Source organism: Desulfonatronovibrio magnus (genome assembly GCF_000934755.1).
In the GTDB taxonomy this organism is placed as follows: Bacteria; Desulfobacterota; Desulfovibrionia; order Desulfovibrionales; family Desulfonatronovibrionaceae; genus Desulfonatronovibrio; species Desulfonatronovibrio magnus.
The window spans coordinates 1-14,695 of the sequence record NZ_JYNP01000018.1 but is presented as its reverse complement, the minus strand read 5'-3'; the positions used below and the strand labels follow the sequence as shown (position 1 = coordinate 14,695).

Annotated in this window: 14 protein-coding genes and 1 tRNA gene; 11 read left to right on the top strand and 4 right to left on the bottom strand. The window is 44.1% G+C overall.

The genetic code is table 11. The features are described 5' to 3' along the window. Positions 1-15 precede the first annotated feature (15 nt). A complete protein-coding gene (locus LZ23_RS22190; RefSeq protein ID WP_052507059.1) occupies positions 16-510 on the bottom strand; it encodes an amphi-Trp domain-containing protein in 495 nt (164 codons plus the stop codon). 240 nt (positions 511-750) lie between these two features. Here LZ23_RS22190 and trmFO point away from each other — a divergent pair, with 240 nt between their 5' ends. Beyond that, positions 751-2,073 (top strand): methylenetetrahydrofolate--tRNA-(uracil(54)-C(5))-methyltransferase (FADH(2)-oxidizing) TrmFO, encoded by a 1,323-nt coding sequence (trmFO, locus tag LZ23_RS02845; RefSeq protein WP_045211425.1) that lies wholly within the window; start codon positions 751-753, stop codon positions 2,071-2,073. Here trmFO and LZ23_RS02840 read toward each other — a convergent pair. Beyond that, complete coding sequence (locus LZ23_RS02840; RefSeq protein ID WP_045211423.1) at positions 2,062-2,457, bottom strand: secondary thiamine-phosphate synthase enzyme YjbQ; 396 nt, start codon at positions 2,455-2,457, stop codon at positions 2,062-2,064. The genes trmFO and LZ23_RS02840 overlap by 12 nt on opposite strands. An 875-nt stretch (positions 2,458-3,332) precedes the next feature. Between LZ23_RS02840 and LZ23_RS02830 the strand changes: the two genes are divergently transcribed. From LZ23_RS02830 to LZ23_RS02790, 8 genes are all read left to right on the top strand, one after another. Further along, positions 3,333-3,407: transfer RNA gene (locus LZ23_RS02830), tRNA-Val, on the top strand. Positions 3,408-3,887: 480 nt separating this feature from the next. Continuing rightward, on the top strand, positions 3,888-5,828 hold the full coding sequence (gene thrS / locus LZ23_RS02820) for a threonine--tRNA ligase (RefSeq protein ID WP_045211419.1): 1,941 nt from the start codon (positions 3,888-3,890) through the stop codon (positions 5,826-5,828). After that, entirely contained in the window at positions 5,812-6,336 is a 525-nt protein-coding gene (gene infC, locus LZ23_RS02815; protein WP_045211417.1) for a translation initiation factor IF-3, read from the top strand. Before thrS ends, infC begins: the two co-directional genes overlap by 17 nt. 154 nt (positions 6,337-6,490) lie before the next feature. Next, a complete protein-coding gene (rpmI, locus tag LZ23_RS02810) occupies positions 6,491-6,691 on the top strand; it encodes a 50S ribosomal protein L35 (RefSeq protein WP_045211415.1) in 201 nt (66 codons plus the stop codon). A 200-nt stretch (positions 6,692-6,891) separates the two neighbouring features. Continuing rightward, positions 6,892-7,242: a 50S ribosomal protein L20 gene (gene rplT / locus LZ23_RS02805; RefSeq protein ID WP_045211414.1), complete on the top strand. Its 351-nt coding sequence runs from the start codon at positions 6,892-6,894 to the stop codon at positions 7,240-7,242. Between the two features lie 3 nt (positions 7,243-7,245). Then, on the top strand, positions 7,246-8,298 hold the full coding sequence (pheS, locus tag LZ23_RS02800) for a phenylalanine--tRNA ligase subunit alpha (protein ID WP_045211412.1): 1,053 nt from the start codon (positions 7,246-7,248) through the stop codon (positions 8,296-8,298). A gap of 23 nt (positions 8,299-8,321) precedes the next feature. After that, the gene (pheT, locus tag LZ23_RS02795; protein ID WP_045211411.1) at positions 8,322-10,718 is read left to right on the top strand and encodes a phenylalanine--tRNA ligase subunit beta; all 2,397 of its coding nucleotides are present in this window, start codon (positions 8,322-8,324) and stop codon (positions 10,716-10,718) included. Positions 10,719-11,010: 292 nt separating this feature from the next. Continuing rightward, on the top strand, positions 11,011-11,313 hold the full coding sequence (locus tag LZ23_RS02790; RefSeq protein ID WP_045211409.1) for a MerR family transcriptional regulator: 303 nt from the start codon (positions 11,011-11,013) through the stop codon (positions 11,311-11,313). Between the two features lie 567 nt (positions 11,314-11,880). On the opposite strand, the gene LZ23_RS02785 is transcribed toward LZ23_RS02790, so the two are convergent. Beyond that, positions 11,881-12,738, bottom strand: a complete 858-nt coding sequence (locus LZ23_RS02785) for a PD-(D/E)XK nuclease family protein (protein ID WP_045211407.1) — start codon at positions 12,736-12,738, stop codon at positions 11,881-11,883. Positions 12,739-12,901: 163 nt separating this feature from the next. On the opposite strand from LZ23_RS02785, the gene LZ23_RS02780 reads away from it, so the two are divergent. Continuing rightward, positions 12,902-13,174 carry a helix-turn-helix domain-containing protein gene (locus LZ23_RS02780; RefSeq protein WP_045211405.1) on the top strand — a complete coding sequence of 91 codons (273 nt, stop codon included), beginning with the start codon at positions 12,902-12,904 and terminating at the stop codon, positions 13,172-13,174. Between the two features lie 104 nt (positions 13,175-13,278). Next, positions 13,279-13,530, top strand: coding sequence for a hypothetical protein (locus LZ23_RS02775; RefSeq protein ID WP_045211404.1), 252 nt, complete (start codon positions 13,279-13,281; stop codon positions 13,528-13,530). Positions 13,531-13,927: 397 nt separating this feature from the next. On the opposite strand, the gene LZ23_RS02765 is transcribed toward LZ23_RS02775, so the two are convergent. Continuing rightward, positions 13,928-14,695 (bottom strand): PD-(D/E)XK nuclease domain-containing protein (locus tag LZ23_RS02765; RefSeq protein WP_045211402.1); only part of this gene is annotated, 768 nt, incomplete at its 5' end.

Here is a 14,695-nt window from a genome sequence, read left to right as displayed (position 1 = left end):
ACAGCTGATATAATGCTATGATTGCTTGCCTATGGTCATTTTTATGTTTTGTTGCTCTTTTTCATCGTCCTGATCTTGATCAGGTTCATGATCATTGGGAGAGCTTTCTTCGTTCTGGTCTGATTCTGAAGCACTGCCCGGAATGGGAGGTGCAGATGATGCTGGAGGTCCAGCCGATGTCTGTTCTGAATATGTTGACAGCGCAGGCACTACTTTTGCGTCTTCATCTTTTTCATCTTCTTCCGGATTGGATATGCTTACGTTAAGTGGTTTGGTTTCATATTGTTTGTCCTTGCGCCAGCTAAGTTCCATGGAAATTTTTTCTTTCTCTTTCTTGGATTTGATCTTTATTTCCACCTCAGCGGCAGAACCTGGGTTTAATGTTAAGCTCTCATCATTGTTTTGAAAATTTATGGTATCGTTTTTGAGGCCGGAAACAAAGTCTTCAAAAAAGCTGATCAGATCCTGTTTTGGCAAAACACCTTTGATTTTCATTTCTTTTTTGCTCATAAGTGGACTCCATATTTTTTGTTTTTTGTGTAAGTAAATTTACAGTCAATAGTTTTCTGTACAATTCTTGAAATTGTCAAGTTACAACTTGTGTAACTCTTCATCAGCTTTGTGGTAAATTAGCCTCGGTTGTCAGCTCTTTCCAGGCTGTGGCCTTGGAACAAGAGCAATAAAAAAACTAGGAACCAGGAACCAAGAACCAGGAACAAAAAAAATGACTGTCAATAATAAGGATATACAGTGAAAAATATAGCCATCATAGGAGGAGGGCTGGCCGGGTGTGAGGCAGCCTGGCAACTCGCAAGACACAATATCAGTTGTACTGTCTTTGAAATGAAGCCTGACAGGTACTCTCCAGCTCATGAAAATCCCAATCTTGGGGAACTTGTCTGTTCCAACTCATTTCGCTCAGAGGAACTGTCAACTGGCATAGGTCTTTTGCAGCGGGAAATGCTGGAATTGGGCAGTTTAGTCATGCAATCTGCTCTGGCCAACAGAGTGCCGGCAGGCAAAGCTCTTGCAGTTGATCGACATGGTTTTGCTCAATTTTTAACCAATGCCCTGCATAATAATCCTCAAATAGAAGTTAGAAGGAAAGAGATAGACAGTCTGGACCATCCGGATCTTGCTGATTTTGATAAGGTTATCATTGCAGCTGGACCTCTTATGAGCGATGCGCTGGCTCAGAGTCTTGCTGAAGTTATCGGGCGGGACAGTCTGTATTTTTATGATGCCATTGCGCCCATTGTAAGCGCAGAGTCCATAGATATGGTCAAGGCCTTCCGGGGATCAAGATATCGTCCTGAGGATAATGACTATTTAAACTGCCCCATGAATCGTGATCAGTACCAGCATTTCTATTCAGAGCTGATTAAAGCCCAGACTGTATCTGCCAGGGATTTTGAAAAAGAAATACATTTCCAGGGTTGTATGCCTATAGAGGCTATGGCCTGCAAGGGTGAAATGACCATGGCCTACGGCCCCTTGAAGCCGGTTGGGCTGCCAAACCCCAGAACAGGCAAAGAGGCTTTTGCAGTGGTTCAGCTGCGGGCCGAGAATGTTGCAGGGACAGCATTTAATATGGTAGGTTTTCAGACCAGGTTAAAGTATCCTGAACAGAAGCGTGTTTTTTCTTTAATACCCGGCCTTGAACAAGCAGAGTTTCTTCGTCTTGGCAGTATGCACAGAAATACCTATGTAGACTCGCCCAAAGTTCTTGGTCCTGATTTGGAGCTCAAAGGCAGAGCAGGAGTACATCTATCAGGGCAGATAACCGGCGTGGAGGGTTATCTTGAATCAGCCGCAACAGGTCTTTGGCTGGGTATGAAACTTGCGGTTCAAGGCCGGGAAATTGCGCTGCCTGAACCGCCGGCTGATACTGCTTTGGGTGCTCTATTGAACCATCTTGGCAGAATTGAGAAAAATTTTCAGCCTTCCAATATAAACTTTGGGCTTTTCCCTGCCCTCAATGTTCGGGCTAAAAAGGCCAGGCGCAAGGAACTCCATGCCGAAAGAGCTCAGAAGAGTTTTGCTGCCTGGAAAAAGGAGCTTTTACCCCTGTAGCCATTTGAGCCAGACTTTTCTTGATCTGGGGCCGTCAAATTCAGCAAAAAATATTTTTTGCCAGGTGCCAAGCATCAGCCGACCGTCTTCCACAATTACCTGGACGGAAGGTCCAATGATGCTTGTCTTGATATGCGCGTCGCTATTACCTTCAGCGTGCCTGTAGTCTCCCCGGTGCGGTACCATTTTTTCCAGAAAGGCCAGGATGTCACGCATTACATCAGGGTCAGCCCCTTCATTAATCGTAATGCCACCGGTAGTGTGGGGACAATAGATGGTTACTATCCCGCTTATGAGGTTATGTGATTTGAGGTACTGTTGCACCTCGGAAGTGATATCCATCAAGCACTGTCTTGTTCTGGTCTTAACTGTGATCGAATCCATTTTTTTTTCTCTCCTCTTTTATCCCTGCAGCAAAACTTATGCGTCTTACTCCAGAGGGATTATTGTGCTGCCGATATTTGCAAGCGCCTCACCCGGGCGGCCTGGGACCGAACGTGTGAGAAACTTGAAATAGCCTTAACGCGTTTGAGATTGCCGCGCTCGCCTTAGTTGAATGGCTGCGCCTGCACTGCGTGTATTCAACGAGGTAAAAAGACTCGCTCGCAATGACACATGAGGTGTTGCATGTGTAGTTGCTCAAAATCTGTCACCCACGAAGGTGCCTAAGCGACCGAAGCAATCTGTAAGGTAAAACCATAATGCTCTTAATTTATTACTAATTTGGTTTTAGTTACTTAGAAGCTCCTCACCTGGGCGGACCAGGACCGAACTTGTGAGTAACTGTCTTTAAAGTGGAGCCTGCATCCTGCAGGCTATTGAATTCCAGGCGGCTGGAAGCCGCCTCCACCTTAAAGAACAGTCCCATATTTGAAAATTGGGACAGTCCCCGCGAGGTACTATAAAACAGATTGATACTGCATTGGTTCCTGGAAGAAATTTGCTTCAATGAAAAAATTTACACAGCGAGGGACAGTCCCCCTCCGGGCTGTAAGCCTCCGGGCAGGAAGCTGTGCCAGGCGCAAAGCTCCCATCTTTGACGGAACTTTTCTGGCAAATGTGCATCAATCATAAGCAAAAATCATAAAAATGTGAAAATTGTAACCATTTGAATTTATTATCAAAACGATTCTAGTTACTTGTAAGCTTTCCACCCGGGCTGACAGGGTAGGGTGCTTATAACTTCTTAACTTATCTGAATATAATATACTTGACAAGACAGAGAAAATGCTGGTAGCAAACCTGTCTGTTCGGGATGCAGGCGCGTAGCTCAGGGGGAGAGCATTTGCTTGACGTGCAAAGGGTCGGGAGTTCAAATCTCCCCGCGCCTACCATTATCAAGGATCATCAATCAGGGAGGCCCTTGCCTCCCTGATTTTTTTAGATTTTTTTACTGCTCTGATTTCTTTTGGTTATATAGCACTACAAATTTACACAAAATGTTGCTGTAGTTGCAGTATTGACAACTATCCAGCCTTTTTGCCTGGACCAGCTCGGGGACAGCCAGCCATTTGAAGTGATCTTGTCAAGACCGCGTGTATTATGGATGTACTGTTTTTGAATGCCGGGTTATCCGGCACATCTATCCCTGTTCAGGTTACATCAGGCTGCTTAGCAATCAGACAAACTATTACGCAGGAACAGTCATTCCCTCAATAGTTTTTAAAAGTTTCTAAAAAATATTGAGAAGCTATTATATAGCATCTAATGTTTTTTTTGTGACGCTGGATTGTTATACTGCTTTAACCTTGCTTTGAGCTTTTGGCTTAAAACTTTTAACTATATAAAAATATAATCTATTCATGGATAATAAAATGGTCAAAGTTGCAGGCACTCATGAAGAAGTCCAGGTGGTTTCTGGAGCAACCTGCAGAGAAGTTCTGTCTCAAGCTCTTTCCGGCAAGAAGCTTAAGGAGGTTGTAGCCTGTAAGTGCAATGAAGGGCTGTATGATCTTAAATCTGCTGTGGATGAGGAATGCGACTCTGTGGAGCCGGTGTTTCTTTCAAGTCCTGAAGGGCTGAAAGTTTTACGGCACAGTGCGGCTCACATTATGGCCGAAGCAGTCAAGTCATTGTTTCCGACTGCTAAGGTTACAATCGGCCCGGACATTGAAAACGGCTATTACTATGACTTTGATTTTGAGCGCTCCTTCACCCCTGAAGACCTGGAAAAAATTGAAGCGAAAATGACCGAAAGTGTAGCTCAGAATCTTCCATTTGAGCGTATTGTGGTTTCTAAGGATGAAGCCAAAAAAATGTTTCTTGGTATGAATGAAACTTATAAGCTCGAGATTATTGATGATCTTGATGAAGATACAGTCTCAATCTATAAACATGGTGATTTTGTTGATCTATGCAGGGGACCGCACCTGCCAGATACAGGCTATCTCAAGGCTTTCAAGCTTACATCTGTTGCAGGAGCCTACTGGCGGGGTGATGAAAAGCGTCCCATGCTGCAAAGAATATACGGTACAGCCTTTGCGACACCCAAGGACTTGAAAAAACACCTTGCGCAATTGGAGGAAGCCAGAAAGCGGGATCATCGCAAACTTGGCACTCAACTTGATTTATTTAGTTTTTCAGAAGAAGCCGGGCCAGGTATGCCAATTTTTCATCCGAAAGGTGCGCTGGTCAGAACAATTCTTGAAGATTTTGAGCGTAAAGAGCATCTCAGGCGTGGATACCAGATAGTTCAGGGCCCACAGATTTTACGCAGGGAACTCTGGGAAAAATCAGGGCACTATGATAATTACCGTGAGAATATGTACTTTACTGATATTGAAGAACATTCCTACGGAATAAAGCCTATGAACTGTCTTTCGCACATGCTGATTTACAAGTCCAGGCTTCGAAGTTACAGGGATCTGCCTTTGCGATATTTTGAACTGGGACGTGTTCACAGACACGAAAAATCCGGTGTTTTGCATGGTTTATTAAGGGTCCGAGAATTCACTCAGGATGACGCCCATATTCTTTGCAGACCGGATCAGCTTCAAGGGGAGATTGTATCCATTGTCAAGTTTGTTCAGGATATTATGGCTCTATTTGAGTTTGATTACGAAGTAGAGATCAGCACCAGGCCGGAAAAATCTATTGGCAGTGATGCTGACTGGGATCGAGCTACAACTGCATTGACTAATGCCTTGCAAAGCATCGGTCTTGACTACAGCGTTAACCCCGGAGACGGAGCTTTTTATGGACCCAAAATCGATGTAAAACTAAAGGACGCTCTGGGTAGAAAATGGCAATGCGCAACTGTACAATGTGATTTTACCCTGCCGGAGAGGTTTGATCTTTCTTACACGGGAGAAGATGGTAATCGGCACAGGCCTGTTATGCTGCATAGAGTGATTCTTGGAGCCATTGAGCGATTTCTTGGAGTCTTAATTGAGCACTATGCAGGAGCATTTCCAGTATGGCTTGCTCCGGTTCAGGCCAGGATCTTGAATATTACCGATGTCCAGAAGGAATATGTCGAAAAGTGCTGTAAAACTCTCAAGGATCAAGGCATCAGGGTCGACATGGACATTCGGAACGAAAAGCTGGGGTACAAAGTACGTGAGGCTCAAATTGAGAAGGTTCCTTATATTCTGGTAGCTGGAGAAAAAGAAATCAGCGCATCAGGGCTGAATGTTCGTGTCAGGGGAGGTAAAAACCTTGGTCTGAAGTCATTGCCCGATGTGATTGAATTAATATATGATGAAATGGATGAACCGTTCAAGAAGGGAGGAATGAGTTATAGATACCTCTACTAAGGCCCGACGCAACAGGCAGATCAGGGCGAGAGAAGTACGTGTAATCAATGAGGATGGCGAGCAGCTTGGGGTCATGGACAGCGCAAAAGCCATAAGTCAGGCTGAATCCATGGGGCTTGACCTGGTGGAAGTGGCACCCAATGCCGATCCTCCGGTTTGCAGAATAATGGATTTTGGCAAATATCAGTTTCAACAGCAGAAAAAGAAACAGGAAGCCAAAAAGAAGCAGACCAAGGTTCAGATTAAAGAGATCAAGGTCAGACCCAAAACTGATGATAATGATCTCAACACCAAGGTGCGTCACATATTAAGGTTTATTGAGGCTGGGGACAGATGCAAGGTTACTGTTGCCTTCAGAGGCAGAGAACTGGCCCATAAGGACCGGGGAGCTGAAATTTTATCCCGTATTGTTGATATGACTTCAGATGTGGCAAAGGTGGAGCAGGAACCTCGTTTTGAAGGTCGAACAATGCATTTGTTGCTGGCTCCCATTAATCCTAAGAAATGATGTCAATTCTCATTTTTGGTATTTAGTTCAGCGCTATACTAAAAGCCTGGCATGTAATCCGTAACTTCTTCGGAAAGCTGACGCACAGGCTGCACTCCAGGTTTGAGTTGATACATCAAGTTTATAAGCACAAATTTTATGTCAGGAGGATATAATGCCCAAGATTAAAACAAACAGAAGTGCTGCCAAACGGTTCAGCATTACCGGCAGTGGAAAGGTCAAGAGACGGAAACAGAATCTGCGTCATATACTGACCAAGAAAAGTGCCAAAAGAAAAAGAAAACTGGGCAAGTCAGCCATTGTTGACAGTGCCAACATGAAATCAGTTAAAAGGCTTTTGCCTAATTCTTTTTAGACATTATTGTACTGATTATTACATTGTCTATACAGTCTAACTCGGTAATTGTACGCAATATAGCCGTAAGTTAGCTATTATCAGCAAAAACCAGGTAATTTACAACCATTAGCAAATGACATTGTTTTGTTTTTTGTTTCAGACTGTCTACAGTAATTTACCAAATCACTAAAAATTGCACTCCAAAAGGGGAGGATTCAATGCGGGTTAAAAGAGGTAAAACCGCCCACAAGCGGCATAAAAAATATTTAAAGTTAGCCAAGGGATACCGCGGGGGAAGAAGCAAGCTCTACCGCACCGCTCGTGAAGCAGTGGAGCGGAGTTTATGTTATGCCTATCGTGACCGGAGGCAGAAAAAACGTGAATTCAGGAAACTCTGGGTTGTGCGTATCAATGCCGCTGCCAGAGAATATGGTTTATCTTACAGTCGCTTTATGAATGGACTGAGCAAGGCCGGAGTTGAGTTGAATCGTAAGGTTTTGGCTGATATGGCTGTAAATGAAAAAGCAGCATTTGCCAGACTTGCGGAAATGGTCAAGTCCGGGACATAAACAATGAATTCATCTGCTGATCTCAGCAAAAATCTTAAAAGCCTGATCCAGAATTTTAAAATAGTTCTGGATCAGGCTTCTTCGTTGCAGGAATTGGAAGATGCTCGAGTAGACTTTCTTGGCAGGAAAGGAAGGCTTGCATCCATTATGTCCTGTTTGCCCGAACTATCCAAAGATGATCGACCGGCTTTGGGGCGTCTTGCCAACGAAGTCAAGGATGCACTTAATGATCTGTACTCTGAAAAGACTCGTTTTCTTGAAGAACAGAAACAGCAATTGAGTATGGCATCTTTTGATCCTACCTTTCCAGGACGAGCTCCTGATGTCGGTTCTTTGCATCCTGTTACTAAAGTTATTAATGATATCTGCGCCATCTTTATCAGGCTTGGATTCGACGTTGTCACAGGTCCTGAAGTGGAAACCGACTTCTATAACTTTGAAGCACTGAACCTTCCGCCCGGACATCCTGCGAGAGATATGCAGGACACTTTGTATATCAGTGAAAATGTTGTTTTGCGAACTCATACTTCTCCTTTGCAGGTCAGAACCATGCTCAAACGCAAACCTCCTGTAGCAGCCATAGCTCCTGGAAAGGTTTATCGCAGAGACTCGGATCTGACGCACACACCCATGTTTCACCAGATCGAAGGCTTTCTGGTGGATACTGATGTTAACATGGCTGACCTGCGTGGAACTTTGACTGCGTTTGCTCATGAGATTTTTGATCCTGGTGTCAAGGTCCGATTCAGACCAAGTTTCTTTCCTTTCACAGAGCCGAGTGCTGAAGTGGATATCAGTTGTGTTATGTGCAATGGCAGTGGAAAGGCAAAAGACGGCAGTACCTGCAGGATATGCAAGGAAACAGGATGGGTTGAGATTCTTGGTTGTGGCATGATAGATCCGGAAGTATTCGCCAAGGTGGATTATGATCCTGAGCGCTATACTGGATTTGCCTTTGGTCTGGGCGTAGAAAGGGTGGCCATGCTTAAGTATGGCATTGGTGATCTCAGAATGTTTTTCGAAAATGACCTGCGTTTTCTCAAACAATTTGCGTAGCAGGTTTAGCAAGGATATAATAGATGCTTCTCAGTTTGACTTGGCTAAAAGAATTCACTCCTTATGAAGGAACTGTGGAAGAACTCGCTCACAGACTGACCATGGTGGGTCTGGAAGTTGAGGAAATCCAAAAACCTTTTGCATACCTTTCAGGGTTGGTTGTGGGGCATGTGGTAGAGAAAAAAGCCCATCCAGATGCAGACAAACTTTCTCTTTGCCAGGTGGATATTGGTACAGGTGAGCTGTTGCCCATAGTATGCGGTGCTCCCAATGTTGCTTCCGGGCAGAAAGTAGCTGTTGCCCCTGTGGGTACGGTTATGCCGAACGAAATGCTAATAAAAAAGGCCAAAATTCGCGGGCAGGTCTCTAAGGGGATGATCTGTTCTGAAATAGAGCTTGAGCTGGGCTCGGATTCTTCCGGTATAATGGTCCTTGATGAAGGGCTTAAGCCTGGAACGGGTCTGATTCAGGCCTTGAACCTTGAAGAGTACGTACTGGATATTGGCATCACACCCAATCGATCAGACTGTCTAAGTGTTCTGGGTCTTGCAAGAGAAACAGCAGCAATTTTTGATTTACCCCTTACCATTCCCTGGTTGAACCTGCAGGAAAATCATTCTCTGAACTGCAACTCCATGGTCAGGGTGGTTATTGATGATTCATATGGATGTCCACTTTATCAGGCAAGGATAATTTCTGAGTGTGAGGTCAAGCCAAGTCCTGCGGCTGTTCGATACAGGCTTATGGCTGTCGGGGTTCGCCCCATTAATAATATTGTTGATGTCACCAACTACATTTTGATGGAACTGGGACAACCACTTCATTCTTTTGACAATGACCTGATGAAAGGTGAACTTGTTAGAGTTGACAGGGCAACTGATGGAATGAAGTTTACAACTCTTGATGGACAGCAAAGGACTCTTGCAAAAGATGATCTTCTGATCTGGGATGCTGAAAGGCCGGTTGCTCTGGCCGGTGTAATGGGCGGGGCAGAGACAGAGATACACAAGGATAGCCGGAATGTACTCCTTGAGTGTGCAGTGTTTGATCCTTTAAGTATTCGAAAAACTGCAAGAAGACTTGGTCTGAGCAGCGAAGCATCCTTTCGGTTTGAACGTGGAGTTGATCATCCTGGATCAAGGTTTGCCATTGACAGAGCTGCTGAGCTTATCAGCTCAATGTCCGGTGGGACTGTGGCAGGGGGAGTATCTCAGGCTGAGCCCAGACCATTTCAATCTGTTTCAGTCAACTTTCGTCCTTCCAAAGTTGGGTCTTTACTGGCCATTGATGTAGATGCAGATTATTGTCGAAAAACTCTTTCCGGACTTGGATGTGTACTTTCAGATGGCGATAATGAATTTAAAGTTACTGCTCCAAGCTACAGACCGGATCTTGAGCGGGAAGTGGATCTGATAGAAGAAGTTGGCAGGATATACGGTTTAGACCGTATCCCTGAGCATCTCCCGCGTATAAAAAAATCTCTTGGCCAGCAGCCGCTGGACCTGAGTTTTGATTTTATCGTCAGGATCAAGGATTGGGCCAGAGGTCTCGGGCTTAACGAAGTCGTCAATTACAGCTTTGTAGGTCGCTCTGACCTTGATGCCATTGGTGGGGAAGAAACTTACAGGGTAGATGTGTTTAATCCTTTAAGCGAAGACCAGAATGTGCTGAGGACAGACCTGTTACCCGGATTATTACAATCTTTGCGCCACAATCTGGGGCATGACAACAATCGTTTAAAAGTCTTTGAAGTTGCCAGAGCATTTTTTTCTCATAATCAGTCTGAAACCGGAGTCAAAGAAATTAACCGGCTTGCTGTTCTTCTATATGGCGCACGCCACTCAGGGCAATGGCCTCATATTGAGGATGATTTTGACTATGCTGATATCAAGGGTTTGCTTGAAAATTTAACTAAAGTATTCGTCAGGTTGCCTGTTAATTTTATTCAGGAGTTCAACCATAGTTATTTGTCTCCAGCAGTCAGATTCATCTGTAATGATGTTGAGCTTGGTTTTCTTGGCAGGGTAAAGCCTGACATAGCCAGGATATACAAAGCCAGAAAAGATATCTGGTTTGCCGATATTGACCTTGATGAGCTTCAAAAAATCTTTCTTGATCAGGAAATCAGTTTTGTATCTCTGCCTCGTTTTCCGGTGGTCCGCCGAGATATGACCATTATAGCACCCATGGACATCAAGCACGATCAGATTATGGATGTTGTTCTTGGCAGTGGGGCAAACATCCTGGAAGAAGCAACTCTAACTGATGTTTACTATCCGGAAAATTCTGCTGAAAAAAATATGACCTATCGCATGACTTATCGGCATCCCGACAAGACCTTAAAAGACAAAGAAGTCGAAAAGGTGCATCAGAAAATTGCCCAAGATCTGACCAGTAAACTCCCCCTCAGATTTGCCTGATATTATATATTGCCGGACCCCGTGAGATTTATCCCAATCCATGGGGTCCTGTACTCATCAGCGCCTTGGATGTGGCCAGCTTCCTGCCCGGAGACATACAGCCCGGAGGGGGATTGGTTTTTCCGGGGCCCCTGTGTCTAACAAAATGAGTCATTTTGTTCACGAAATTTTCTCAAATGGGTGCTGAGTATCTATCCACTGCTTTCCTCTAAAGCTGAACAGATATGGGGCCCGAATTGAAACCGATCAACTAATACTTTACCAATTTGCTGCATATGTTTATTCTTTTTCCATGAGCAGGGAAGAAGGTAAGTATAAAATAGGTCAGGTTGCTGAAATGCTGGGGCTGGAAGCTTATGTACTGCGCTTTTGGGAAACTGAGTTTGAACAGTTGCGTCCCAATAGAACAGCTAAGGGCCAGCGTTATTATACCTGCGAACATATCAAACTTCTAAAAAAGATCAAAAAACTTCTGTATAAGGATAAGCTGACCATTGACGGCGCTCGCATGCGCCTCGAAGAGCAGAGCAGGTTTGCCGATACTCTGGATGAAATAAAATCATCCCTCCTGGATATAAAAAAAATCCTCAGTTAATTCATTACAAGCTCCTCACTTGGGCGGCTCGGGACCGAACTTGCGAGTAACTTTACGAGTCTGTCACTTTTCTGAAAATTGGGACAGTCCCCGCGAGGTGCTACAAACAAGACTGATGCTGCATTGGTTAGTGAAAGAAATTTGCTTTGATGAAAAAATCTACACAGCGAGGGACAGTCCCGATGCCAGGCGTAAAGCTCTCATCTTTGACGGAACTTTTCAGGCAAATGTGCATCAATAATAAGCAAAAAACGTAAAAATATGAAAATTGTAACCGGCTGATTTTATTAGCAAAACGATTCCAGTTACTTAGAAGCTCCTCCCCCGGGCGGCCCGGGACCGAACCTTTGAGTAACCAAAAAATCAGCCTTAACGCGTTCGAGATTGCCGCGCTCGAAGACTCGCTCGCAATGACACCTGAGCTGTCAGGGATGTGGTTGCTGAAAACCTGTCACCCACGAGGGAGCCTAAGCGACCGAAGCAATCTGTATGGTAAAACCATAATGCTTTGAATTTATTGCCAATTTGGTTTTAGTTACTTGTAAGAACTACAATCGCATATGTAATCTACAGATTAACTTTGTCAGCATATGAATATGTCTCTATGCCCAGTCGCTCGGCCACCTTTAAAGCCAGGGGGTCAATCATGGGGGATATGACCATAGTCCGGTTAACTTTGAGGTCATGCTTCTTCTCATAATATTCTTTTTTTCGATAAAAAACATGCATTTCAGACTTGCTAATGGAAGACTTGATTTCGCAAATAATAATATCCCCATTGTAAATGACCACATCAAGTTCGATCTGTTCAGGCCGGCCAAAAACCATACCTTCCATGTCATAGTCTTCGTAACGTTCAACCCTGACACTGAATGACTCGGTTAGAATCGCCTTAAGCCCGTTGCGGAACGAGGCTTCGCTGTGCAGACCCCACCTGGCGCCCAGAGCTCCGATGCTGGAATCAAACCTTTGAGACAATTTAGATATGGATTTAACCATTTCCCGCAATTCTTTCAGATTTTCCTCCCATTTCTTCTGATTTTCTTCCCATTTTTTATCCTGGGTCAGCTTTAACTCCTTGAATTCTTTCTGACTTTTCTCCCATTTTTTTTGGCTCTCTTCCCATTTCTTATCCTGAGCCAGTCTGAGTTCCCGCAATTCTTTCTGATTCTCTTCCCATTTCTTATCTTGAGCCAGCCTGAGTTCCCGCAATTCTTTCTGATTCTCTTCCCATCTTATTTGACTGATCTCTCGGTCCCTTTTCAGCTCATCAAAAAGTCTCTCTATGCGATCATCTGTTTGATTCCTGTCAGCGTATTGTTTGCGAGTCAGCCTGAGAATAAAATCATGAATCTCAGGGTCAGTTTCCATAATTTTCGGCAGTTCCAACTTGATGATCTGCTTGATATTCTGGGTTGATTCCATAATACTATCTCCTGCATTTACTGTTACTGCTTTGTTTAACAAAGCTGACTGACACTTACAGTATATCTCAAAGCTACATAAATATCCAGTTACATTTAGCCCTTTTCTGAGTTAAACAGTGGACAGGCACGCCAGCATAATTACTGCGTAACGGGAGGAACTTTTGACTCTCAAGATATATATCGAAAAACGAAAAAAGAAAAGCCCCAGTTTTGGGGAGAGCTTTGATAAAGGGTATAAGCAATTTAAGATTGGTGTCCTCTTGAAGCAGGCACGTCTTGAAGCAGGGCTCACTCAAGAACAGGTTGCCTTTATATTAAATACCAAAAAATCAGCTATTTTTAGAATTGAAAACCACGCTGAGGATATCCGGCTTTCAACTTTAGTAAATTATGCTCAAGCAGTAGGGAAAAATCTTCATCTAAAAGTAGCCTGACTACAGCGAACCAATATGTGGAGCATATTGCGTCTGTACCTGTTTTTTTGCTGGACGAAAAGTTATGCATGAAATATTATGGCAACATAATGTGAGGTGATAATATGCAACGCACAACAATTATGCTGCCCAGAGAATTGAAGATTTGGGCGGCCAGCAAGTCCAGAAAAATGGGAATCTCTCTGGGACAGCTCATCCGGGAAGCCCTGCAAAAGGAAATTGACAGTACTGAAGTCAGCAATGGCTTGCAGGACTGCTTTTACGAGGACAAGGCTATTTATCAGGGCTATTCCTCTCCCGATTTTAGCGCTGAACACGATGAATATCATTATGGCGAGTCTTATGATATTCGTTGATACTGGTCCATTATTAGCGCGTTATCTCGTCAAAGATCAGTTTCATCAGCTTGCATTGAATATATGGGCCGAACTGGAAAAATAGTCATGAAAGACTTGCCACAAGCAGCCTTGTGCTGAACGAAACCGCTACTCTGCTGGGAAGAAGAGCTGGCAATATCTTTGCCGCCGAGAGGCTTAGCAACATCTATGCATCACATGCTTTCCAGATATGGCGGCCCGACAAAGAGGATGAACTGCGTGCTCTGCAGCTGTTCGCATAATTATCTGATCAAGGCGTGTCCTTCACAAACTGCGTCTCCTTTACGCTCATGATATCCAGGTATGTTTCGCAAGTGTTTACGTTTGATCGTCATTTTGATTTGGCGGGCTTCAAACGGTTGCCCTGATAAATGGTCTAATTCTTCTCCCACTCAAACCCCACAATATTCCGGTCCTGGCTGGAAAACTCCACACCTATGAGATAAACTTCCTGGCCTGCATACTTTTCTGTGTATCCTCTGGCTTTAATCTGCTCCAGAGGCTTGCCCTCACCTGCAAGCTCCACCACCTTGAATTCAATGATATATACCCGGTCCTGAAAACGGATTGACAAGTCCAGCCGCCCTTTGTTGGTGGGATCTTCAGGATGAACATTTAAACCCAGAGCGGCAAAATAGCAGTACACAACCGAGGCATAATAACCTTCATACCGGGATAATTGATTCTTGCGATACCAGTCGCTGGGGATGGAGGCAAAAAAGGCATGAAAAATATCGCGTAGACTGTCCAGGTCATTGGCCAGCAGGGCATCATAGGCTGAAAACTTGGCATTTTCTGCTTCTGCCAGTGAACCGACCAGATAAGTAAGTAGAGAATCAGCCAGGCTTTGTCTAACCTCAAGGTTTGGATACCCTAAGGTAAACCGCTTACCACCGACTATTTGCTTTGCAGATTTTATGGTCAGGTAACCGGTCTGAAAGAGCAGGGTTTCAACCTCAATATGCTCAATATCAAAACTGCCCATAAGCTTTTCACTTGCCTGAATAGACTCCAGATAAGGAATTGAATACCTTCTGGAATGCAGCATCTTAACCAGAAAACTGGGAGTGCCGGTCTCAAACCAGTAATTGGAAAATTCTTTTGACTTCAGGTAAAGTAAAATATCAAAAGGATTATAAACTTC

Bases quoted from the DNA above. Each gene is read 5' to 3' on its own strand.
- LZ23_RS02790 (WP_045211409.1), top strand. From the start codon at position 11,011: ATGAGCAGGGAAGAAGGTAAGTATAAAATAGGTCAGGTTGCTGAAATG.
- rpmI (WP_045211415.1), top strand. From the start codon at position 6,491: ATGCCCAAGATTAAAACAAACAGAAGTGCTGCCAAACGGTTCAGCATT.
- LZ23_RS02840 (WP_045211423.1), bottom strand. From the start codon at position 2,457: ATGGATTCGATCACAGTTAAGACCAGAACAAGACAGTGCTTGATGGAT.
- LZ23_RS02775 (WP_045211404.1), top strand. From the start codon at position 13,279: ATGCAACGCACAACAATTATGCTGCCCAGAGAATTGAAGATTTGGGCG.
- LZ23_RS02785 (WP_045211407.1), bottom strand. From the start codon at position 12,738: ATGGAATCAACCCAGAATATCAAGCAGATCATCAAGTTGGAACTGCCG.
- rplT (WP_045211414.1), top strand. From the start codon at position 6,892: ATGCGGGTTAAAAGAGGTAAAACCGCCCACAAGCGGCATAAAAAATAT.
- pheS (WP_045211412.1), top strand. From the start codon at position 7,246: ATGAATTCATCTGCTGATCTCAGCAAAAATCTTAAAAGCCTGATCCAG.
- LZ23_RS22190 (WP_052507059.1), bottom strand. From the start codon at position 510: ATGAGCAAAAAAGAAATGAAAATCAAAGGTGTTTTGCCAAAACAGGAT.
- thrS (WP_045211419.1), top strand. From the start codon at position 3,888: ATGGTCAAAGTTGCAGGCACTCATGAAGAAGTCCAGGTGGTTTCTGGA.
- pheT (WP_045211411.1), top strand. From the start codon at position 8,322: ATGCTTCTCAGTTTGACTTGGCTAAAAGAATTCACTCCTTATGAAGGA.